This is a genomic window from Klebsiella sp. GB_Kp056, assembly GCF_040064755.1.
In the GTDB taxonomy this organism is placed as follows: Bacteria; Pseudomonadota; Gammaproteobacteria; order Enterobacterales; family Enterobacteriaceae; genus Klebsiella; species Klebsiella quasipneumoniae.
This window is the reverse complement of the sequence record NZ_JBEAJA010000041.1, coordinates 239,502-258,767: the sequence shown is the minus strand read 5'-3', so window position 1 is coordinate 258,767 and position 19,266 is coordinate 239,502. Positions and strand designations below refer to the sequence as shown.

Below are 19,266 nucleotides of genomic sequence, written 5' to 3'. Positions count from 1 at the left end.
ATTAAGGTTTCGTCAACCGCCGTCGATCGCTAGAATAGCAGGCCGGAAGTTGAGACTTGAGCAGAGAGATGAAAAAACCAAACCACGCGGGCAGCGGCCAGATCCGCATCATCGGCGGGCAATGGCGCGGCCGTAAATTACCGGTGCCGGAGAGCCCGGGCCTGCGGCCGACCACCGACCGGGTTCGCGAAACCCTTTTTAACTGGCTGGCGCCGTCCATCGTTGACGCGCACTGCCTCGACTGCTTTGCCGGCAGCGGCGCGCTGGGGCTTGAGGCGCTGTCCCGCTATGCGGCCAGCACCACGCTACTGGAGATGGAGCGCGGCGTCGCTCAGCAGTTGCAAAAAAACCTGGCCACCCTGAAAGCGGATCGCGGCAAGGTGATCGCGACTAACACCCTCAGCTTCCTGAGCCAACCGGGCACGCCGCATCAGATTGTGTTTGTCGACCCACCGTTCCGTCAGGGGCTGCTGGAGGAGACGCTGCGCCTGCTGGAAACGCAGGGCTGGCTGGCCGACGAGGCCCTGGTGTACGTCGAAAGCGAAGTCGAAAACGGTTTACCGCCGGTACCGGCGAACTGGCATCTGTATCGTGAAAAAGTGGCCGGACAGGTCGCGTACCGTCTTTACCAACGTGAGGCCCAAGGAGAGAACCATGCTGATTAATTTAGGCCGCCTGCTGATGCTGTGCGTCTGGGCCTTTCTGTTATTGAATCTGTTTCAGCCCTTCCCGAAGCCGCTGAATATCTTCGTCAACGTCGCGCTGATTTTTATGATCCTGATGCACGGTCTGCAGCTGACGCTGCTCAAGGCGACGCAGCCGAAGGATGCCCCGCCGCTGGGCCGCTTTGAGCAAATCCGCATTTTTATCTTCGGCGTGTTTGAGCTCGTCGCCTGGCAGAAAAAACTGAAGGCGACGCTGAAGAAATAGTCCTGACAAGGGCTCAGGGATCGGGCGTGAACGCCACGAACGCTGTGCCCTTATAACTCAACATCCCGCGATCGCCGACGCTCAGCGCATGATACTGCGGCGCGTCAAGGCGAAACACCACCTCCAGCCCGCCGTTCTCAGGGCGAAAGCTCGCTTCATAGCGCATCTCGCTGCCCGCAGGCGTCACCGTCTGCTGCCGCGAACGCCGATCGTTAATCACTTTTTCCCGCTTATTGCTGACGATCACCCGCTTTTGCAACACCGGCGCGGCGTCGTTCGCCAGTTTTTCGCGGCGCTGCTGCACATAGCGAAACGAAGCCGCCACCACAATCACCGCGACGACCAGAACAAAAAAGAGCGGCATTTTACTCATTAAGGTTACCCATAAAAAATATCAGGAATCAGCATACTGCGACTGGAATAACATTGTCATCTGCTGCGCCAAACCACTACACTGAGTGGTAGCTTCACGCATCCGTAACTTTCCTTATGATAACAGATACAGGGACTTACTATGCTTTGGTCATTTATTGCTGTCTGTTTCTCCGCATGGCTTTATGTCGATGCATCCTATCGCGGGCCGGCCTGGCGACGCTGGGTATTTAAACCTGTCACCCTGATTCTGTTGCTGTTGCTGGCCTGGCAGGCGCCGATGTTCAATGCCATCAGCTACCTGGTGCTGGCCGGCCTGTGCGCCTCACTGCTCGGCGACGCCCTGACCCTGCTGCCGCGCCAGCGGGTGATGTACGCGGTGGGCGCCTTCTTCCTGTCGCATCTGCTGTATACCATCTGGTTCGCCAGCCAGCTGACGCTGTCGTTCTTCTGGCCGCTGCCGCTGGTGCTGCTGGTATTCGGCGCCCTGCTGATGGCGGTGATCTGGAGCCGGCTGGAAGAGATGAAAATGCCGGTGCTGACCTTTATCGGCATGACGCTGGTGATGGTCTGGCTGGCCGGCGAGCTGTGGTTTGCCCGCCCTACCAACACCGCGCTGTCCGGATTCGCCGGCGCCGCTCTGCTGCTGCTGAGCAATGCCGTGTGGCTGGTGAGCCACTATCGCCGCCGTTTCCGCGCCGATAACGCCATTGCCGCCGCGTTTTACTTTGCCGGCCACTTCCTCATCGTGCGCGCGCTGTACCTGTAATTTAGTCCTTGACTCTGGAGTCGACTCCAGAGTGTATCCTACGGCTAATGAGAAAATTATCATTTACCGGAGGGTGCCATGTCGACTCCAGACGCGCAGGATAAAAAATTCCCACAATTCTCGTCATTCACCATGCGGCCAGCGCCCGCCCCGGCGGAAAGCTGCTGCACAGACCACGCCTGCGCCGCAGAGAGCGCGCCTGCCGCCGAAGCGCTCAGCGACGCCCGCTACAGCTGGCAGGTTGCAGGCATGGACTGCGCCGCCTGCGCCCGCAAGGTGGAAACGGCGGTTCGTCAGGTGCCCGGCGTCAGTCAGGTTCAGGTGCTGTTCGCCACTGAAAAATTATTGGTTAACGCCGAGGGCGACGTTCGGGCTCAGGTTGAGCAGGCGGTACGTCAGGCAGGCTATACGCTGCGCGATGCCGATGCCCCCGCGTCAGAGAAAACTCAGGGCTCGCGGCTGCGCGACAATTTACCGTTGCTGACGCTGATCATGATGATGGCCCTGAGCTGGGGGCTGGAGCAGGCCAACCACCCTGCCGGTCAGTTAGCCTTTATTGCCACCACCCTGGTCGGCCTGTGGCCGGTTGCCCGCCAGGCGCTGCGCCTGATCAAGAGCGGGAGCTGGTTCGCCATTGAAACGCTGATGAGCGTCGCCGCTATCGGGGCGCTGTTTATCGGCGCCACCGCAGAGGCGGCGATGGTCCTGCTGCTGTTCCTGATCGGCGAGCGTCTCGAAGGCTGGGCCGCCAGCCGCGCGCGGCAGGGGGTGAGCGCGCTAATGGCGCTGAAGCCCGACACCGCCATTCGCCTGCGCAACGGCGTGCGGGAAACCGTCGCCCAGCGCGATCTGCGCCCCGGGGATGTGATCGAAGTGGCCGCCGGCGGGCGTCTGCCGGCGGATGGTCAGCTGCTGTCGCCATTTGCCAGCTTTGATGAAAGCGCTCTGACCGGCGAGTCGGTGCCGGTGGAGCGCCAGGCCGGAGAACGCGTAGCGGCGGGCGCCACCAGCGTCGACCGCCTGGCGCAGCTGACCGTAATCTCCGAACCGGGCGACAGCGCCATCGACCGCATCCTGAAGCTGATTGAAGAGGCGGAGGAGCGTCGGGCGCCGATCGAGCGTTTTATCGATCGCTTCAGCCGGATCTACACTCCAGCCATTATGGTGGTGGCCCTGTTGGTCGCCATTGTCCCGCCCCTGCTCTTCGCCAGCGCCTGGCTGCCGTGGATTTATAAAGGGCTGACGCTGCTGCTGATCGGCTGCCCGTGCGCGCTGGTCATCTCCACCCCGGCAGCCATCACTTCCGGCCTGGCGGTCGCCGCCCGACGCGGAGCATTAATTAAAGGCGGCGCGGCGCTGGAACAGCTGGGCCAGGTGCGCCAGGTGGCGTTCGACAAAACCGGCACCCTGACCGTCGGCCAGCCGCAGGTGACCTCGGTCATCGCCACGGCTGAGAATGACGATAACACGCTGCTGGCGCTGGCGGCGGCGGTTGAGCAAGGCTCCAGCCATCCGCTGGCGCAGGCTATCGTCCGCGAAGCGCAGCGGCGTCAGTTGAGTATTCCGCAGGCCAGCGGCCAGCGGGCGCTGGCCGGCTCCGGTATCGAAGCCGAGGTCAACGGCAGCCGTATCGTGATCTGCGCGGCCAGCAAAGCCGCCCCGTCAGAGCATGAGGCGCAGATCCAGCAGCTGGAGAGCGCCGGTCAAACGGTGGTGCTGGTCATGCGCGGCGAGACGCTTCTCGGCATCCTGGCGCTGCGCGACACCCTGCGCGACGACGCGCGTCAGGCAGTGGATGCCTTACACCAGCTGGGGGTGCAGGGGGTGATCCTTACCGGGGATAACCCGCGCGCCGCGGCGGCCATCGCCAGCGAACTGGGGCTGGAATTCCGCGCCGGCCTGCTGCCGGCGGACAAAGTCGAAGCGGTGATGGCGCTGAATGCCGATGCGCCGCTGGCGATGGTCGGGGACGGCATCAACGACGCCCCGGCGATGAAGGCGGCGACCATCGGCATCGCCATGGGCAGCGGCACCGACGTGGCGCTGGAGACCGCCGACGCCGCGCTGACCCACAACCGTCTGACCGGCCTGGCGCAGATGATCTCCCTGGCGCGGGCGACCCACGCGAATATTCGCCAGAACATCGCGATTGCCTTAGGGCTGAAGGGGATTTTCCTTGTCACCACCCTGCTCGGCCTGACCGGCCTGTGGCTGGCGGTGCTGGCGGATACCGGCGCCACCGTACTGGTAACGGCTAACGCGCTGCGGTTATTGCGTAAGAAGTTGTAGCATAGATACCGGCTTCCCTGCTCGCGCTACGCTTAGCAGGGCTACGATTCCGGACCGTCGGGTAGCCCGGATAAGGCGCTACGCGCCGCCATCCGGGAGAGGCTCAGTGGCTTTTGCGGATCAGGTAGCGGTACGGCAGAGCTTCGGTTTGCTGGGCCACCAGCTCATGCTCCATAAAGCGGCAGAATCCCGGGATATCGCGGGTGGTGGCCGGATCGTCAGCAATAATCAGCAGCGTCTCGCCGACGGGCATTGTCCGCACGGTTTTACGCACCATCATGACCGGCTCCGGGCAGCGCAGTCCCAGGGCATCCAGAGTGTGGTCTGGAGTGGAGAAAAGTTCGCTCATTTTAGTCTCACATCAACAAAACGGCCCTAGTTTACCCCCAGTTCGCCAGTACGCAAGCCAGGTTAACGTTTGCGCGAAAAACAACCATTGCATTACGCCGGCAACGCAGTATCATGCAGCCGTTTTTTATTGGGTTCCCTCACCCCAACGTTCCGCTGCCGATTGCTCATTTACCTGAAGCATGACGGGCATAAAAAGGTCACAATATGAATCCGTTTACTACCGTACAGCGCAAAAAAGCGCTCGTCTGGCTTTCGCTATTTCATCTGCTGGTGATCACCTCCAGCAACTATCTGGTTCAGCTACCGATCTCCATCTTTGGTTTCCATACCACCTGGGGGGCGTTCAGTTTTCCGTTTATCTTCCTCGCCACCGATCTGACGGTGCGAATTTTTGGCGCACCGCTGGCGCGACGCATTATTTTTGCGGTGATGGTCCCGGCGCTGGTCATCTCCTACGCCATCTCCGCCCTGTTTTACATGGGCGAGTGGCAGGGTTTCGCGGCGCTGGGCACCTTTAATCTCTTCGTCGCGCGTATCGCCATCGCCAGCTTTATGGCCTATGCGCTGGGGCAGATCCTCGACGTCCACGTCTTCAACCGCCTGCGGCAGAGCCGCCGCTGGTGGCTGGCCCCCACCGCCTCGACGCTGTTCGGCAACATCAGCGATACCGTGGCGTTCTTCTTCATCGCCTTCTGGCGCAGCCCGGATCCATTTATGGCCGCCCACTGGGGGGAAATCGCCCTCGTCGACTACAGCTTTAAAGTGCTTATCAGCATCATTTTCTTCCTGCCGATGTACGGCGTACTGTTAAATATGCTGTTGAAAAGGCTGGCGGATAAATCTGATTTGTCGGCATTGCAGCCGAGTTAAAGGTACTCGCGGGCTGATGTGTTAAGATAGCCGGATGAGCCATTAGTGGCCGTTTATCGAAAGGAAGATGTCAATGCGCAATTTGGTTAAATATGTCGGTATTGGCCTGCTGGTGATGGGGCTTGCCGCCTGCGATAACAGCGATTCAAAAGCGCCAACCGTTGGGGCAGCAGCGGAGAGCAACACCAGCGGCCAGGCGATCAGCCTGCTGGATGGCAAACTGAGCTTCACCCTGCCTGCGGGCATGGCCGACCAGAGCGGCAAACTGGGTACTCAGGCGAACAACATGCACGTCTATTCTGACGCCACCGGCCAGAAAGCAGTCATCGTCATCGTCGGCGACAGCACCAATGAAGACCTGGCGGTGCTGGCTAAACGCCTGGAAGATCAGCAGCGTAGCCGCGACCCGCAGCTGCAGGTGGTAAGCAATAAATCGCTGGAGATCAAAGGTCACACCCTGCAGCAGCTGGACAGCATCATCTCCGCCAAGGGGCAGACCGCCTGGTCTTCCGTGCTCCTCGGCAAAGTGGATGACAAACTGCTGACCCTGCAGGTCACCCTGCCGGCGGACAACCAGCAGCAGGCGCAGACCGAAGCGGAAAGCATCATCAGCACCCTCACCATCCAGTAATTACTGGCCTGGTGCGACGGCCTCCGGTTCGCTGACCGGGGGCCGTTTTTTTAACCGCCAGCCCAGCAGCAGCGCCGCCATCACCAGACCTGCCGCCGCCAGATATATCACCGGGATCCCGGTCCACGCCATCAGCAAGCCGGCCAGCGGCCCGGTGACGCCTAACGACAAATCCATAAACACGGTATAGGTGGCCAGCGCCGACCCCTGGTTATGCTGCGGCACCGCTTTCACCGCCACCACGCCCAGCGCCGGAAAGACCAGTGAGAACCCGGCCCCGGTAAGAAAGGTGCCGATTTTCGCCAGCAGCGGCGTATCGGCAAAGCCGACCAGCAGCAGGCCGATGATCTCCACGATAAAGCAGAGCATCGCCACGTTCAGCCCGCCGAGGCGGTTAATGGCGTTGGGAAACAGCAGTCGCGCGCCAACGAACGCGCAGCTGAACAGCGTCAGGGCGAAGGCCGCCCCGTCCCAGCCTTTGGCGTCATAAAACAGCGTGATAAAGGTGGCGATAACCCCGAAACCGGCGGAGGCCAGGGCCAGCGCCATGCCGTAGGGCCACACCCGCCCGAGCACCGCGCGAAACGACATTGCTTTGCCTTTCGCCGCCTTCACCGCTGCGCGGGGCAGCGCGCAGAGGATAGCCACCAGCGCAACCGCCATAATGACCCCGGCCAGGCCGCTGAGGCCAATTTGCGAATAGCACAGCACGCCGAGCGGGGCGCCCATCGCCATCGCCCCGTAGGTCACAATGCCGTTCCATGAGATCACCCGCCCGATATGCAGCGACCCAACAACGCCGACGCCCCACAGCGTCGAGCCGGTGCCGGCAAAGCTCTGGCCGATGCCGAGAATGACTCGCCCGAGGCATAGCAGCAGCAGGCTAACCAGCGGCCAGCCGCTGCTCCAGGCGGCCAGCAGATAGCTCAGCCCGCTTAAAAAGCAGCCGCAGAGGCCGAAGACGACAATCTTTTTGGGCCCCAGCAGGTCAGCGTAGCGCCCGGCGTGCGGGCGGCTAAGCAGCGTGGCGAAATATTGCAGACTAATCACCAGGCCAGCCCAGAAAGCGCTAAAGCCCATTACATCATGCACATAGCCAGGAAGTACCGCCAGCGGCAAGCCGATGGTGAGGTAGCTGGCAAAGTTAAAAATAACCACGGAGACAATCCGCAGATTGAGGCGCAGTCCATTGAGCGCCGGTTCGGCGACGGATTCGGGCATCAGGTTCCACCAGATTTGTACTATACAGAGCCACTATTACCACGACTTCTGTTGAAAAGCAGCCTTCCGATGGCAATAACCTCAGCGGCGCCATCGCCGCGCTCATCAGCATAAATTGCCGCGACGATTATTCGACTTTCCTTAATGGAAGGATAAATACATATTAATAATTATCGCTATTGCCTGAGCAGGGTTAAATTACTTATACTTCCTCACGGCTCTGATAGCGCCTCATTGTTTATCATGATGTTAATATTTCTATAACATCATATTTCCCTCTCCGGCCTGTTTTAATACAGATGAACATATTGCCTGACAGAACAACCACAGCATATCAGCCTATATAAAAGTTTCTTACGTGGCATAAGTTAATGCCAGTAGCCAATATATTGACATGGAGTATTCATGAAAAAAATTATTCACTGGATGATTGCCGCTACGGTTGTCGGTGCGCTCGCCGGTTGCGCACGGACAGCCCCTATTGAACAGGTCAATGCGATAGTGAGCGCCGGCCATACGGAAGCGCAGGTCAAGGATGCCATTATCAAAGCAGGTGCTCAGCGCCAATGGATTATGTCTGACGCGGGCCCTGGCGTCATAAAAGGTAAATTGCAAAATCGCGACCATGTCGCGGATATTAAAATTAACTACTCCGCAACAAGTTATTCTATTGTCTATGTGAGTAGCATTAATCTCATGGCCGCCAACGGAAAAATTCATAGAAACTATAACCGCTGGGTACACAACCTCGATAAAGATATTCAGGTTACGCTGGCAGCAAACACCGCTCTGCAACAATAAATATACATACGGGTCACTACTGACCCGTTTCGCCGATTATTTGTAATAAGGTTGTACCGAACGTGTACCAAAAGGATTCTCTCAGCGCACTTGATGCCATTACTGAAGCGCAGCGTATTGCTTTTGCCCCCATGCTCTTTCAAACCGCATTATGTCTACGCAACTCAGGTATTCTGGGTTATCTGGACCAACAAGGTAAACGCGGTGCAACGTTTGCAGCCATCAGTGAAATTTTCGACGGAAAAGAATATGCCGTTAGCGTTTTGCTCGATATGGGATTAAGCGGTCGTATCCTGACCTATAAAGAGGAACGCTACCACCTCTCTAAAATAGGACATTTCTTACTTCATGATCCGATGACGCGAGTAAATATGGATTTTACTCAAGACGTTTGTTATCAAGGATTATTCTTTCTGGAAAATGCGCTCCAGGAGGGAAAGCCGTCAGGATTAAAAGTTTTTGGTGAGTGGCCAACGATTTACCCTGCCTTGTCACAGCTACCACCCGCGGCGCGCAAAAGCTGGTTTGCCTTCGACCATTACTATTCCGATGGCGCCTTCACTGCAGCGCTGCCCTATGTATTCGCCAGCCAGCCCGCAAGGCTGTACGATGTAGGCGGTAATACCGGGAAATGGGCGCTACGCTGTTGCCAGTACGATGAAAATATCTCGGTCACGTTATTAGATTTACCGCAACAAATTGCACTGGCACGGGAAAATATAGAAAATGCTGGCCTTGCCCATCGCATCGATTTTCATGCTGTGGATATGCTGAGTGACGCCCCCCTACCCGGAGAAGCGGATATCTGGTGGATGAGTCAGTTCCTGGACTGTTTCTCGCCAGAACAAATCATCACCATACTCAGTAACGTGGCACAGGTCATGAAACCTGGCGCCCGCCTGTACATTCTAGAATTGTTCTGGGATGCGCAGAAATTTGAAGCAGCATCATTTAGTCTGAATGCGTCTTCACTTTATTTTACCTGTATGGCCAACGGCAACAGCCGTTTCTATAGCGTAGAGAAATTTTACCGCTATCTTGAAATGGCGGGGTTCGAAGTAGAACAGCGTCACGATAATTTAGGCGTTGGGCATACCTTGTTGATATGCCACAAGAATAATTGATTGATCGCGGATGCGAGTGGATGACATTTTCATTTAACATTGTTGATTGGCAGGCCTTCGCGCCTGGCGTCAGTGGCCCCGAGCAATGGCAACGGTGGTCACAGCATTTGCACGCCATCGATCCCGCCGCGGCGCCACCCAAACTCAGCGAATTGCCGATGATGACCGCACGCCGACTCAGCTCGGGAAGTAAGCTGGCTGTGGAATGCGGTCTGGCTATGCTCCGTCGCCATGAAATCGATGCCGTTCTTTATACCAGCCGTCACGGCGAACTGGAGCGCAACTATCGGATCCTCCATGCGCTGGCTATGGAGCAAGCGATCTCGCCGACCGATTTCGCCTTATCGGTGCATAATTCCGCCGTGGGTAATCTGACGATTGCTGCAAAAAAAGCGATTATGTCGTCATCCCTTTCTGCCGGACGCGATACGTTTCAGCAGGGATTATACGAAGTGATGGGCCTGCTACAGGCGGGTTATCAGCGCGTGTTGATGGTTGATTTCGACGGTTTTCTCCCTGAGTTTTACCACGCTCAGTTACCGCCAGGTATCACCACCTGGCCCTATGCGGCAGCCTGGGTGATTGAGCCCGGTCGCCAGTGGCAATGCCACGCCCAGCCTCATGCAGCCGTTGCTGAAAGTCCATTACCGCAAAGTTTACTGTTCTTGCAGTACTATTTGCAGAATGCCCGCACGTTCACGCTTCCCGGCGATCGCGTGCAATGGCAATGGAGCCGCGCATGAAGCTGTTTTTCCACTGGCTTAATCGGCTCTGGCGCGCAGCGATGACCGGTTTCTGCTTCGCACTGTTTGGCATTGGCGGCCTGCTGCTCTCGCTCATCTGGTTTAATCTGCTGCTGGTTTTGGTACGTAATAAAACCCGCCGACGCCGTATCGCGCGGCGCAGCATTTCCGTTAGCTTTCGCGTATTCCTCAGCGTGGTGAAAAGCGTCGGCGTTCTCGATTACCGTATCGATGGCCGCGATATTTTGCGCGCGGAGCGCGGTTGCCTGGTGGTCGCCAATCACCCCAGCCTTATTGACTACGTAATGCTGGCCTCGGTGATGCCGGAGACCGACTGCATGGTAAAAAGCGCGCTGCTGAAAAATCCATTCGTCAGCGGCGTGATCCGCGCCGCCGATTATCTGATTAACGATCAGGCCGATGCCCTGCTGCCGGCAAGCCGGCAGCGTTTACAGCAAGGCGATACGATTTTGATTTTCCCTGAAGGCACGCGCACCGTGCCGGGGAAAAAAATGCAGCTACAGCGGGGGGCGGCTAATATCGCGGTACGCTGTGGCAGCGATTTACGCATTGTCGTCATCCGCTGTACCGAGCATATGCTGGGTAAACAAAGCAAATGGTACGACGCGCCGCCAACTAAGCCGCGGTTTACCGTCGAGGTTGGAGAACGGCTGCCAATACATCAGTTTTATGATGCCAATAAACAAGAACCGGCGCTGGCCGCAAGACAGTTGAACCGTCATATTTTGCTTAAATTAGAAACAGGCACTCTCCCTGAAACAGGAATGAATGATGCAAGCGCTCTATCTTGAAATTAAAAATCTGATCATCAGTACATTGAACCTGGACGAGCTGTCCGCTGATGATATCGACACCGACGCCGCGCTTTTTGGCGATGGTCTGGGCCTGGACTCAATTGATGCGCTGGAGCTGGGTCTGGCGGTGAAAAATCAGTACGGCGTGGTGCTGTCGGCTGAAAGTGAAGAGATGCGTCAGCATTTCTACTCTGTCGCCACGCTGGCGGCATTTATTCAAGCACAGCGCGCCTGAGGAGAGTGGTTATGAATGAACAACAAGCCATTTACGAAGAAATCTCCGCGCTGCTGGTGAACGTGTTTGAAATCGATCCGCAGGATATTACGCCTGAGGCCCGCCTGTACGAAGATCTTGAACTGGACAGTATCGACGCCATCGACATGATCGTCCATCTGCAAAAGAAAATTGGCAAGAAAATCAAGCCAGAAGAGTTCAAAACTGTCCGCACCGTGCAGGATGTGGTCGATGCGGTAGAACGCCTGTTCAAAGAAGAATAATTCACCGTGTCGGGCATTCGCTCACTGCCAGTTGTGCCATTGCTGACGGGCATATTGCTGCTGGCCTGGCCGTTTATCATCTGGTTCGGCCTCGCGCATAACAGCCTGCAAGGGTTGTTACCGCTCATGGCGCTGATGTTGTTTTTACGCTTTCGTCAGACCCGGCGACGGGCGGGAGCGCTGAGCGTGGTCACTCAGATTGTGGCGGTGGCCGGCATGACGCTGTGTATTGCCAGCTACCTGCTGAAAACCCATCAGTTACTGCTATTTTACCCGGTGGTGGTGAACAGCGTGATGCTGGCGGTGTTTGGCGGTTCGCTATGGTCCAGGATGCCGATAATCGAGCGTCTGGCGCGACTGCGTGAACCGGATCTTCCGGAGCGGGCTGTACGCTATACCCGGCGCGTCACCCAAATCTGGTGCGCCTTTTTCATCATTAACGGTGGCATTGCGCTTTTTACCGCGCTGTATGGCGATCTGTCCCTGTGGACGGCGTGGAACGGCATGATTTCCTATCTGCTGATGGGCACGCTCATGGCCGGCGAGTGGCTGGTGCGCCAGCGGGTGATAAAACGAGATAAACCATGAAGCAGCCTCTCCCGTTGGACCAGTGGCTCAGCGCCGCGCGTTCGCCGGAAACGCCGATCGCCTGGCATGACACGCACCTCTGGACGCTTGCACATCTGCGCCATGATGTCGCCCACCTGCTCACGCACTTGCGTCAGCAGCCAGCCATGCGCTGGGCGTTGTGCATTGAAAATAGCTACTTGTTTATCGTCGCTCTGCTGGCAACCCTGCATGCCGGCAAAACGCCGGTCCTTCCCGGCCACGGCCGTATTTCGCTGTTAAATGAGCAGAAGGCGCTGTTTGACGGCATTCTCAGCGATAAAGCGCTGGCATGGGATGGCGCGCTGGTGATTGTCGAGTCCACGATGGCGGTAACGAGCGGCCAGATGCATTTTCCCGCGCCAGGCAAAGAGGCTTGCATTGAGTTATTCACCTCCGGTTCCACCGGTCAACCGAAGCGAATTTGCAAACCGATCGGATCGCTCGACCGCGAGGCGGCGCTGTTATCCGCCTGCTATGCCGGGCGTCTGGCAGGCTGTCGGGTGGTGGCATCCGTAGCGCCGCAGCATCTTTATGGCCTGACGTTTCGACTGTTCTTGCCAATGGCGTTGGGTTTACCGCTTCACGCGGACATGCTGGAGTACACCGAGCAGTTAACGGCGTTAAGCCGGAAGCATCGCTATCTGTTTATTAGTAGTCCGGCCTTCCTCAAACGTCTCGACCACCGGCTTACCCCTCCGCCGATCGAAATGATCGTGTCCGCAGGCGGCAAGCTGCTTTGGCAGGATGCCGTGCAAACGGCCCGCTGGTGCAATACCTGGCCGGATGAAATTTACGGTAGTACGGAAAGCGGCGTCATCGCCTGCCGCCAGCGCGTGCAGGATGAGGCGCCATGGCAACCGTTTCCCGGCATCCGCTTTCAGCCAGAAGGCGATGCGTTCCGCCTCTTTTCTCCGCTTATTACCGATAACCGCGGCCAGCTGCTCGAGGATATTTTGCATTTTCGCGAGAGTGGCCACTTCCATTTGGCAGGCCGTCGGGATCGCGTGGTCAAAATTGAAGAGAAGCGCATATCGCTGAGCGAAGTGGAGCAGCGCCTGCTGGAACTTGAAGGCATCATTGATGCCGCCGTGTTACCCATCACCCGCGGCAGCCGTCAGAGTATTGGCGTATTGCTGGTGCTGGATAACCATGCCCGCCAGCGCTGGGGAAAAAGCCAGGAGACTCATTGGCGAAAAGCACTGCGCCCTCTGCTGGAACCGGTCGCCATTCCCCGCTACTGGCGGGTTATCGACGAGATCCCCGTCAATAGTATGAACAAGCGTGTCTACGCGCAGTTACAGGAGTTATTTCATGCAGCCCCATGAAATTGAGCGCCGTCAGCCACAAGCCGATCGGGTTGAAATCATTTTATCGGTGGATCCGGCGTTATTCTGGTTTCGCGGCCACTTTGCCGTTCAGCCCTTGTTGCCAGGCGTCGCGCAGATTGACTGGGCGATGCATTACGCTACCACCTTGCTGGCGCCCGGCTGGCGCTTTCACGATATTCACAATGTGAAATTCCAGTCGCCGCTCCTGCCGGGGGCGATCGTGACGCTCATTCTTAGCTGGCAGGAGGCGCGTCAGCTCATCACCTTCAGCTATCAGCGCCACGATGGCGAAACACGACATACCGCCAGCAGCGGGAAGATTCGCTTATGTCGCTAACCTTTTCCCCCTGCGTGGTGATCCCGTGCTATAACCACGGCGCGATGATGTCGCGGGTGCTGGCGCGCCTGCAGCCGTTTGATCTTCCCTGTATCGTGGTGGACGACGGCAGCGACAGTCGCACACAGCTGGAGCTGGAGCGACTGGCGCTGGAAAACCCGGATCTGACGTTGATCCGCTTACCGCAGAACGCCGGAAAAGGCGCCGCGGTCATCTGCGGATTACAGGCCGCAGCGCAAGCCGGGTTCAGCCACGCGGTGCAGGTCGATGCCGATGGACAGCACGCCATCGAAGATATTCCGCAGCTGCTGGCGCTGGCGCAGAAGCATCCCGAGGCGCTGATCTCCGGCCAGCCGGTTTACGACGACTCAATCCCGCGCTCGCGCCTGTACGGACGCTGGATCACCCACGTCTGGGTATGGATTGAAACGCTATCGCTGCAGCTAAAAGACAGCATGTGCGGCTTTCGCGTCTATCCGCTGGCGCCGACGCTGCAGCTGGCTAAGCGCGTGCCCCTCGGCAAGCGGATGGATTTTGATACCGAAGTGATGGTGCGCCTCTACTGGCAGGGGAACACCAGCTACTTTGTCCCGACCCGCGTGACCTATCCGCCGGACGGTTTGTCGCATTTCGATGCCCTCAGAGATAACTGCCGCATCTCGCTGATGCATACCCGACTGTTCCTCGGCATGTTGCCGCGGATCCCCTCGCTGCTGTTTCGCCGCGCTTCGCCGCACTGGGCGCGTCAGAAGGAGGTCAAAGGCTTATGGGGCATGCGCCTGATGCTGTTGGTGTGGCGGCTGTTGGGACGACACGCGTTTTCGCTGCTGCTCTACCCGGTGGTCGGCGTCTACTGGCTAACGGCCAGCACCGCGCGCCGCGCTTCACAAAACTGGCTTACCCGCGTGCGCGACCAGTTAGCCGCTCGTCAGCTGCCGGAGCCGGGCGAACTCAGTAGCTATCGTCACTTCCTGCGCTTTGGCAACGCGATGCTGGATAAAATCGCCAGCTGGCGCGGCGAACTGCAGTTTGGTCGCGATGTGGTGTTTGCCACAGGAGCCGAAGAGACGCTCAATATCGACGATCCGCGCGGCAAACTACTGCTGGCCTCACATCTCGGCGATGTTGAAGCCTGCCGTGCGCTGGCGCAGCTGCAGGGCAGCAAGACCATCAACGCGCTGGTGTTCAGCGACAATGCCCAACGCTTTAAGCAGATTATGGCGGAGATGGCCCCGCAGGCCGGGCTCAACCTGCTGCCGGTCACCGATATCGGCCCGGAGACCGCCATGCTGCTGCAGGAAAAACTGGATCGCGGAGAATGGATCGCCATTGTCGGCGATCGTATTGCGGTCAATCCGCAGCGCGGCGGCGAGTGGCGCGTCTGCTGGAGCCGTTTTATGGGGCAACCGGCCCCCTTCCCGCAGGGGCCCTTTATCCTCGCGGCTATTTTGCGCTGCCCGGTCAATTTGATGTTCGCTCTGCGTCAGCAGGGCAAGCTGCGCATTTACTGTGAGCCGTTCGCTGACCCGCTGCCGCTGCCGCGCGCCAATCGCCAGCAGGCACTGCAACATATCATCGATCGCTACGCCGAACGGCTGGAATATTACGCGCTGCAGTCGCCGCTCGACTGGTTTAACTTTTTCGATTTCTGGCGTTTGCCGGAGCCCAAAGATAAGGAGTAAAGGGTGCTTAACGATCCCCGTTTTACTGCTGAAGTAGAGCTAACCATTCCCTTTCACGACGTCGATATGATGGGCGTCGTCTGGCATGGCAACTATTTCCGCTACTTCGAAATTGCCCGCGAGGCGCTGCTTAACCAGTTCAACTACGGCTACCGGCAGATGAAAGCCTCCGGCTATCTGTGGCCGGTGGTGGATACCCGCGTGAAGTACCGGGACGTTATCACCTTCGAGCAGCGTATTCGCGTCCGCGCGCGTCTGGAAGAGTTCGAAAACCGCCTGCGCATTGGCTATGAAATTTTTGCCGCCGAGAGCGGCAAACGCACCACCACCGGCTACACCATCCAGGTCGCGGTGGACGAAAAAAGCGGCGAGATGTGTTTTGTCAGCCCGCAAGTTCTGTTTGAACGCATGGGGGTCACGCCATGAGATTGCTGCTGTTGGTGGGACTGTTCATCAGTCCGTTGGTTAGCGCCCTGACGCTCGATGACCTGCAAAAACAATTTAGCGAACAGCCGGTGGTGCGCGCCCACTTCGATCAAACCCGCACCATAAAGGATCTTCCGCAGCCGCTGCGATCCCAGGGGCGGATGTTGATCGCCCGCGACCAGGGCTTGCTGTGGGATCAAACCTCACCGTTCCCGATGCAACTGCTGCTGGATGACAAACGGATGGTGCAGGCGATTAACGGCCAGCCGCCGCAGACCGTCACCGCCGAAAACAACCCGCAGATGTTCCAGTTCAACCATCTGCTGCGCGCGCTGTTCCAGGCCGATCGTAACGTGCTGGAGGAGAACTTCCGCGTGGAATTCGCCGATAAAGGCGACGGGCGATGGACGCTGCGCCTGACGCCTGTCACCACGCCGCTGGATAAGATTTTCGCCAGCATCGATCTCGCCGGAAAAACCTACCTGGAGCATATTCAACTCAACGATAAACAAGGCGATCGCACCGATATCGCCCTTTCCCAACATCAACTGACGCCAGCGCAACTGACCGATGACGAACGCCAACGCTTTGCCGCCCAGTAAACGTCCTGCGCTGATCTGGGGCGTCGTCTGCCTGATACTGGCGGGCGCGCTGCTGGCGCTGTTGCCGCAGGCCCGGCTCAACAGCAGCGTGCTGGCGATGCTGCCCAAACAGACGCTCGGCGCGATCCCCCCCGCGCTGAACGACGGCTTTATGCAGCGTCTGGATCGCCAGCTGGTCTGGCTGGTCAGCCCCGGTAAACAGGCCGACCCGCAGGTGGCTCGCGACTGGCTGCGGTTGCTGCAAACCTCAGACGCGCTGGCCGAGGTCAAAGGCCCAATGGATGCCGCCAGTCAGCAGGCCTGGGGAACGTTTTTCTGGCAGCATCGCAATGCGTTAATCGACCCCGCCACCCGCGCGCGTCTGCAGGAGGGCGGCGAAGCGCAGGCCCAGTGGATCCTTTCGCAGCTCTATTCGGCGTTTTCCGGGGTCAGCGGTAAAGAGTTACAAAACGACCCGCTGATGCTGATGCGCGGCTCACAGCTGGCGATGGCGAATAGCGGCCAGCGGATGCAGCTGCAGGACGGGTGGCTGACCAGCAAAGACGCGCAAGGCAACGTCTGGTATCTGCTGCACGGCGAGCTGGCGGGTTCGTCGTTCGATATGCGACAGACGCACCGCCTGGTGACCACCCTCGCGCAGCTTGAAAAGGAATTAAAAGCGCGCCACCCGCAGGCGCAGCTGCTGTCGCGCGGCACCGTATTTTACAGTGATTACGCCAGCCAGCAGGCGAAGCGCGATATCTCCACTCTCGGCGCGGCCACCCTGTTCGGCGTCATCCTGTTGATCGTGGCCGTGTTCCGCTCGCTGCGTCCGCTGCTGTTATGCGCGATCTCTATCGCTATCGGCGCACTGGCCGGCACCGTTGCCACGCTGCTGCTGTTTGGCGAGCTGCATCTGATGACCCTGGTGATGAGCATGAGCATTATTGGCATTTCCGCAGATTACACGCTCTATTACCTGACCGAACGGATGGTCCATGGCGCAGCGGCTTCACCGTGGCAAAGCCTTGTTAAAGTTCGGAAAGCGCTGCTGCTGGCGCTGCTTACCACCGTGGCGGCTTATTTAATCATGATGCTGGCCCCCTTCCCGGCCATTCGCCAGATGGCGCTATTTGCGGCCGTGGGGCTAAGCGCCTCATGCCTGACGGTGATTTTCTGGCAGCCATGGCTGTGCCATGGGCTCCCGGTGCGTCCCGTCCCAGCGATGGTGCTGATGTCGCGCTGGCTCGCGGCATGGCGGCGTAACAAAAAACTCGCCATCGGTCTGCCGGTGGTTCTGGCCATTTTCTCCCTGACGGGGCTCGCTCTCCTGCGGGTGGATGACGATATCTCACAGCTGCAGGCGCTGCCGCAGAATATCCTCTCCCAGGAGCATGCCATCACCGCGCTCACTGGCCAAAGCGTCGATCAAAAGTGGTTCGTGGTTTACGGCGACACGGCGCAACAAACGCTGCAGCGGCTTGAAGCCTTTATGCCCGCACTGGCTAAAGCGCAAACCGACGGAATGCTTGGCGGGTATCGCGCCATTCCGCTCAATTCACTGGCCCGCCAGCAGCAGGATCTGGCCCTGCTGAAGCAGGCGGCGCCGGCCATCGGCCAGGCGCTGAATAACGCCGGACTCACCGCTGTTCACCCCGACCTGCGGCTGATGCCGGTGACAGTCGGCGACTGGCTTGCCAGTCCGGCCAGCGAAGGCTGGCGGCTGCTATGGCTGACGCTGCCGGATGGCGAAAGCGGCGTACTGGTGCCAGTGAGCGGGGTGAAAGATAGCGCGGCGCTGAAGGCGCTCAGCACAACCCAGACTGGCGTGGCGTGGGTCGATCGTAAAAGCGATTTCGACCAGCTTTTCGCGCTCTACCGTCATATTTTAACCGGGCTGCTGGGCGTTGCGCTGGCGGTGATTGCCTGCGGCGCCGCTATCCGCCTTGGCTGGCGCAAGGGCTTAATAAGCCTGGTGCCGTCGGTATTGTCGCTGGGATGCGGCCTGGGGGCGTTGGCGCTCACCGGCCACGCCGTTAACCTGTTCTCCTTACTGGCGCTGGTGCTGGTACTTGGGATTGGCATCAACTACACCCTGTTTTTCAGCAACCCGCGCGGCACGCCGCTGACATCGCTGCTGGCGGTTACCCTGGCGATGATGACCACCTTATTAACGCTTGGCATGCTGGTGTTTAGCGCCACCCAGGCCATCAGCAGCTTTGGCACTGTCCTGGTCAGCGGTATTTTCACCGCTTTCCTGCTGTCGCCGCTGGCGATGCCGAGCAAAAAAGAGAAAAAAAGACGATGAGAAGACCATCATTCTGGCGCGCCTTCGCGCTCTTCGCCGCCTTATTGCTGGCCGGCTGCAGTTATTCGCCGCCGGAGCCGCAAGGCCGTCCGCAGGCGTGGCTGGAGCCGGGTACGCGCGTCACGTTGCCGCCGCCGGGCATCTCGCCGGCCATCAGTTCCCAGCAGTTATTGACCGGCCGCTTCAACGGCCAAACCCAGTCGCTGCTGGTGCTGCTCAATGCCGATGATAAAAAGCTCACGCTGGCGGGCCTGTCGTCCGTCGGTATCCGCCTGTTCCTGGTGACCTATGATCAACAAGGGCTGCGCGCGGAACAGTCGATGGTGATCCCGCAACTGCCGCCCGCCAGCCAGGTGCTGGCCGATGTGATGCTCAGCCACTGGCCGCTTAGCGCATGGCTGCCGCAGCTGCCGAAAGGCTGGACGCTAACCGACCGCGGCGACAAACGCGAACTGCGTAACGCGCGCGGAAAACTGGTCACCGACATCACCTATATCAACCGCAAAGGCAAGCGCGTGCCGATTAGCATCGAGCAGCACGTCTTTAAATACCACATCACCATTCAATACCTGGGTGACTGA

23 protein-coding genes are annotated in these 19,266 nt (G+C 58.7%); 20 read left to right on the top strand and 3 right to left on the bottom strand.

Features of this window, described 5'->3' with window-relative positions:
• Positions 1-68: 68 nt before the first annotated feature.
• Together rsmD and ABLV52_RS09495 are read left to right on the top strand one after the other, a co-directional pair.
• Positions 69-665 carry a 16S rRNA (guanine(966)-N(2))-methyltransferase gene (rsmD, locus tag ABLV52_RS09500; protein ID WP_023291233.1) on the top strand — a complete coding sequence of 199 codons (597 nt, stop codon included), beginning with the start codon at positions 69-71 and terminating at the stop codon, positions 663-665.
• The gene (locus ABLV52_RS09495) at positions 655-930 is read left to right on the top strand and encodes a DUF1145 family protein (protein ID WP_004202092.1); all 276 of its coding nucleotides are present in this window, start codon (positions 655-657) and stop codon (positions 928-930) included. The genes rsmD and ABLV52_RS09495 overlap by 11 nt, the downstream gene beginning before the upstream one ends.
• Positions 931-943: 13 nt before the next feature.
• On the opposite strand, the gene ABLV52_RS09490 is transcribed toward ABLV52_RS09495, so the two are convergent.
• Complete coding sequence (locus ABLV52_RS09490) at positions 944-1,294, bottom strand: DUF2500 domain-containing protein (protein WP_023291234.1); 351 nt, start codon at positions 1,292-1,294, stop codon at positions 944-946.
• A gap of 150 nt (positions 1,295-1,444) precedes the next feature.
• Here ABLV52_RS09490 and ABLV52_RS09485 point away from each other — a divergent pair, with 150 nt between their 5' ends.
• Both ABLV52_RS09485 and zntA read left to right on the top strand, forming a co-directional pair.
• The gene (locus tag ABLV52_RS09485; protein WP_004173987.1) at positions 1,445-2,071 is read left to right on the top strand and encodes a lysoplasmalogenase; all 627 of its coding nucleotides are present in this window, start codon (positions 1,445-1,447) and stop codon (positions 2,069-2,071) included.
• A 78-nt stretch (positions 2,072-2,149) separates the two neighbouring features.
• Positions 2,150-4,360 carry a Zn(II)/Cd(II)/Pb(II) translocating P-type ATPase ZntA gene (zntA, locus tag ABLV52_RS09480; protein WP_348890310.1) on the top strand — a complete coding sequence of 737 codons (2,211 nt, stop codon included), beginning with the start codon at positions 2,150-2,152 and terminating at the stop codon, positions 4,358-4,360.
• 103 nt (positions 4,361-4,463) lie between these two features.
• On the opposite strand, the gene tusA is transcribed toward zntA, so the two are convergent.
• A complete protein-coding gene (tusA, locus tag ABLV52_RS09475) occupies positions 4,464-4,709 on the bottom strand; it encodes a sulfurtransferase TusA (protein ID WP_044524980.1) in 246 nt (81 codons plus the stop codon).
• A 206-nt stretch (positions 4,710-4,915) separates the two neighbouring features.
• On the opposite strand from tusA, the gene ABLV52_RS09470 reads away from it, so the two are divergent.
• Both ABLV52_RS09470 and ABLV52_RS09465 read left to right on the top strand, forming a co-directional pair.
• Positions 4,916-5,581 carry a 7-cyano-7-deazaguanine/7-aminomethyl-7-deazaguanine transporter gene (locus tag ABLV52_RS09470; protein WP_023291236.1) on the top strand — a complete coding sequence of 222 codons (666 nt, stop codon included), beginning with the start codon at positions 4,916-4,918 and terminating at the stop codon, positions 5,579-5,581.
• A 73-nt stretch (positions 5,582-5,654) separates the two neighbouring features.
• The gene (locus ABLV52_RS09465; protein ID WP_023291237.1) at positions 5,655-6,212 is read left to right on the top strand and encodes a DcrB family lipoprotein; all 558 of its coding nucleotides are present in this window, start codon (positions 5,655-5,657) and stop codon (positions 6,210-6,212) included.
• On the opposite strand, the gene ABLV52_RS09460 is transcribed toward ABLV52_RS09465, so the two are convergent.
• Positions 6,213-7,433 (bottom strand): MFS transporter, encoded by a 1,221-nt coding sequence (locus ABLV52_RS09460; protein ID WP_065883181.1) that lies wholly within the window; start codon positions 7,431-7,433, stop codon positions 6,213-6,215.
• Positions 7,434-7,838: 405 nt separating this feature from the next.
• Between ABLV52_RS09460 and ABLV52_RS09455 the strand changes: the two genes are divergently transcribed.
• From ABLV52_RS09455 to ABLV52_RS09390, 14 genes are all read left to right on the top strand, one after another.
• Entirely contained in the window at positions 7,839-8,234 is a 396-nt protein-coding gene (locus ABLV52_RS09455; RefSeq protein WP_023291239.1) for a hypothetical protein, read from the top strand.
• A 62-nt stretch (positions 8,235-8,296) separates the two neighbouring features.
• The gene (locus ABLV52_RS09450) at positions 8,297-9,358 is read left to right on the top strand and encodes a class I SAM-dependent methyltransferase (RefSeq protein ID WP_348890309.1); all 1,062 of its coding nucleotides are present in this window, start codon (positions 8,297-8,299) and stop codon (positions 9,356-9,358) included.
• 20 nt (positions 9,359-9,378) lie between these two features.
• Positions 9,379-10,101, top strand: coding sequence for a beta-ketoacyl synthase chain length factor (locus tag ABLV52_RS09445; protein ID WP_023291241.1), 723 nt, complete (start codon positions 9,379-9,381; stop codon positions 10,099-10,101).
• Positions 10,080-10,913 carry a lysophospholipid acyltransferase family protein gene (locus ABLV52_RS09440; RefSeq protein ID WP_348890308.1) on the top strand — a complete coding sequence of 278 codons (834 nt, stop codon included), beginning with the start codon at positions 10,080-10,082 and terminating at the stop codon, positions 10,911-10,913. Before ABLV52_RS09445 ends, ABLV52_RS09440 begins: the two co-directional genes overlap by 22 nt.
• A complete protein-coding gene (locus tag ABLV52_RS09435) occupies positions 10,894-11,151 on the top strand; it encodes a phosphopantetheine-binding protein (RefSeq protein ID WP_023291243.1) in 258 nt (85 codons plus the stop codon). The genes ABLV52_RS09440 and ABLV52_RS09435 overlap by 20 nt, the downstream gene beginning before the upstream one ends.
• A gap of 11 nt (positions 11,152-11,162) precedes the next feature.
• On the top strand, positions 11,163-11,414 hold the full coding sequence (locus tag ABLV52_RS09430) for an acyl carrier protein (RefSeq protein ID WP_023291244.1): 252 nt from the start codon (positions 11,163-11,165) through the stop codon (positions 11,412-11,414).
• Between the two features lie 6 nt (positions 11,415-11,420).
• Positions 11,421-12,002, top strand: coding sequence for a hypothetical protein (locus tag ABLV52_RS09425; RefSeq protein ID WP_032454262.1), 582 nt, complete (start codon positions 11,421-11,423; stop codon positions 12,000-12,002).
• A complete protein-coding gene (locus ABLV52_RS09420; protein ID WP_085551458.1) occupies positions 11,999-13,348 on the top strand; it encodes an AMP-binding protein in 1,350 nt (449 codons plus the stop codon). Before ABLV52_RS09425 ends, ABLV52_RS09420 begins: the two co-directional genes overlap by 4 nt.
• The gene (locus tag ABLV52_RS09415) at positions 13,335-13,688 is read left to right on the top strand and encodes a hydroxymyristoyl-ACP dehydratase (protein ID WP_348890307.1); all 354 of its coding nucleotides are present in this window, start codon (positions 13,335-13,337) and stop codon (positions 13,686-13,688) included. The genes ABLV52_RS09420 and ABLV52_RS09415 overlap by 14 nt, the downstream gene beginning before the upstream one ends.
• Entirely contained in the window at positions 13,679-15,370 is a 1,692-nt protein-coding gene (locus tag ABLV52_RS09410) for a glycosyltransferase (protein WP_348890306.1), read from the top strand. Before ABLV52_RS09415 ends, ABLV52_RS09410 begins: the two co-directional genes overlap by 10 nt.
• A 3-nt stretch (positions 15,371-15,373) precedes the next feature.
• Positions 15,374-15,796, top strand: coding sequence for a thioesterase family protein (locus tag ABLV52_RS09405; RefSeq protein ID WP_032454265.1), 423 nt, complete (start codon positions 15,374-15,376; stop codon positions 15,794-15,796).
• The gene (locus tag ABLV52_RS09400; RefSeq protein WP_023291250.1) at positions 15,793-16,398 is read left to right on the top strand and encodes an outer membrane lipoprotein carrier protein LolA; all 606 of its coding nucleotides are present in this window, start codon (positions 15,793-15,795) and stop codon (positions 16,396-16,398) included. Before ABLV52_RS09405 ends, ABLV52_RS09400 begins: the two co-directional genes overlap by 4 nt.
• Entirely contained in the window at positions 16,367-18,685 is a 2,319-nt protein-coding gene (locus ABLV52_RS09395; RefSeq protein WP_348890305.1) for an MMPL family transporter, read from the top strand. The genes ABLV52_RS09400 and ABLV52_RS09395 overlap by 32 nt, the downstream gene beginning before the upstream one ends.
• A complete protein-coding gene (locus ABLV52_RS09390) occupies positions 18,682-19,266 on the top strand; it encodes a DUF3261 domain-containing protein (protein WP_348890304.1) in 585 nt (194 codons plus the stop codon). Before ABLV52_RS09395 ends, ABLV52_RS09390 begins: the two co-directional genes overlap by 4 nt.

Coding starts and splice junctions, on each gene's coding strand:
- ABLV52_RS09485 (WP_004173987.1), top strand. CDS start 1,445: ATGCTTTGGTCATTTATTGCTGTCTGTTTCTCCGCATGGCTTTATGTC.
- zntA (WP_348890310.1), top strand. CDS start 2,150: ATGTCGACTCCAGACGCGCAGGATAAAAAATTCCCACAATTCTCGTCA.
- ABLV52_RS09460 (WP_065883181.1), bottom strand. CDS start 7,433: ATGCCCGAATCCGTCGCCGAACCGGCGCTCAATGGACTGCGCCTCAAT.
- ABLV52_RS09410 (WP_348890306.1), top strand. CDS start 13,679: ATGTCGCTAACCTTTTCCCCCTGCGTGGTGATCCCGTGCTATAACCAC.
- ABLV52_RS09435 (WP_023291243.1), top strand. CDS start 10,894: ATGCAAGCGCTCTATCTTGAAATTAAAAATCTGATCATCAGTACATTG.
- ABLV52_RS09465 (WP_023291237.1), top strand. CDS start 5,655: ATGCGCAATTTGGTTAAATATGTCGGTATTGGCCTGCTGGTGATGGGG.
- ABLV52_RS09470 (WP_023291236.1), top strand. CDS start 4,916: ATGAATCCGTTTACTACCGTACAGCGCAAAAAAGCGCTCGTCTGGCTT.
- ABLV52_RS09415 (WP_348890307.1), top strand. CDS start 13,335: ATGCAGCCCCATGAAATTGAGCGCCGTCAGCCACAAGCCGATCGGGTT.
- ABLV52_RS09420 (WP_085551458.1), top strand. CDS start 11,999: ATGAAGCAGCCTCTCCCGTTGGACCAGTGGCTCAGCGCCGCGCGTTCG.
- ABLV52_RS09390 (WP_348890304.1), top strand. CDS start 18,682: ATGAGAAGACCATCATTCTGGCGCGCCTTCGCGCTCTTCGCCGCCTTA.
- ABLV52_RS09445 (WP_023291241.1), top strand. CDS start 9,379: ATGACATTTTCATTTAACATTGTTGATTGGCAGGCCTTCGCGCCTGGC.
- ABLV52_RS09495 (WP_004202092.1), top strand. CDS start 655: ATGCTGATTAATTTAGGCCGCCTGCTGATGCTGTGCGTCTGGGCCTTT.
- ABLV52_RS09455 (WP_023291239.1), top strand. CDS start 7,839: ATGAAAAAAATTATTCACTGGATGATTGCCGCTACGGTTGTCGGTGCG.
- rsmD (WP_023291233.1), top strand. CDS start 69: ATGAAAAAACCAAACCACGCGGGCAGCGGCCAGATCCGCATCATCGGC.
- ABLV52_RS09395 (WP_348890305.1), top strand. CDS start 16,367: ATGACGAACGCCAACGCTTTGCCGCCCAGTAAACGTCCTGCGCTGATC.
- ABLV52_RS09400 (WP_023291250.1), top strand. CDS start 15,793: ATGAGATTGCTGCTGTTGGTGGGACTGTTCATCAGTCCGTTGGTTAGC.
- ABLV52_RS09440 (WP_348890308.1), top strand. CDS start 10,080: ATGGCAATGGAGCCGCGCATGAAGCTGTTTTTCCACTGGCTTAATCGG.
- tusA (WP_044524980.1), bottom strand. CDS start 4,709: ATGAGCGAACTTTTCTCCACTCCAGACCACACTCTGGATGCCCTGGGA.
- ABLV52_RS09490 (WP_023291234.1), bottom strand. CDS start 1,294: ATGCCGCTCTTTTTTGTTCTGGTCGTCGCGGTGATTGTGGTGGCGGCT.
- ABLV52_RS09430 (WP_023291244.1), top strand. CDS start 11,163: ATGAATGAACAACAAGCCATTTACGAAGAAATCTCCGCGCTGCTGGTG.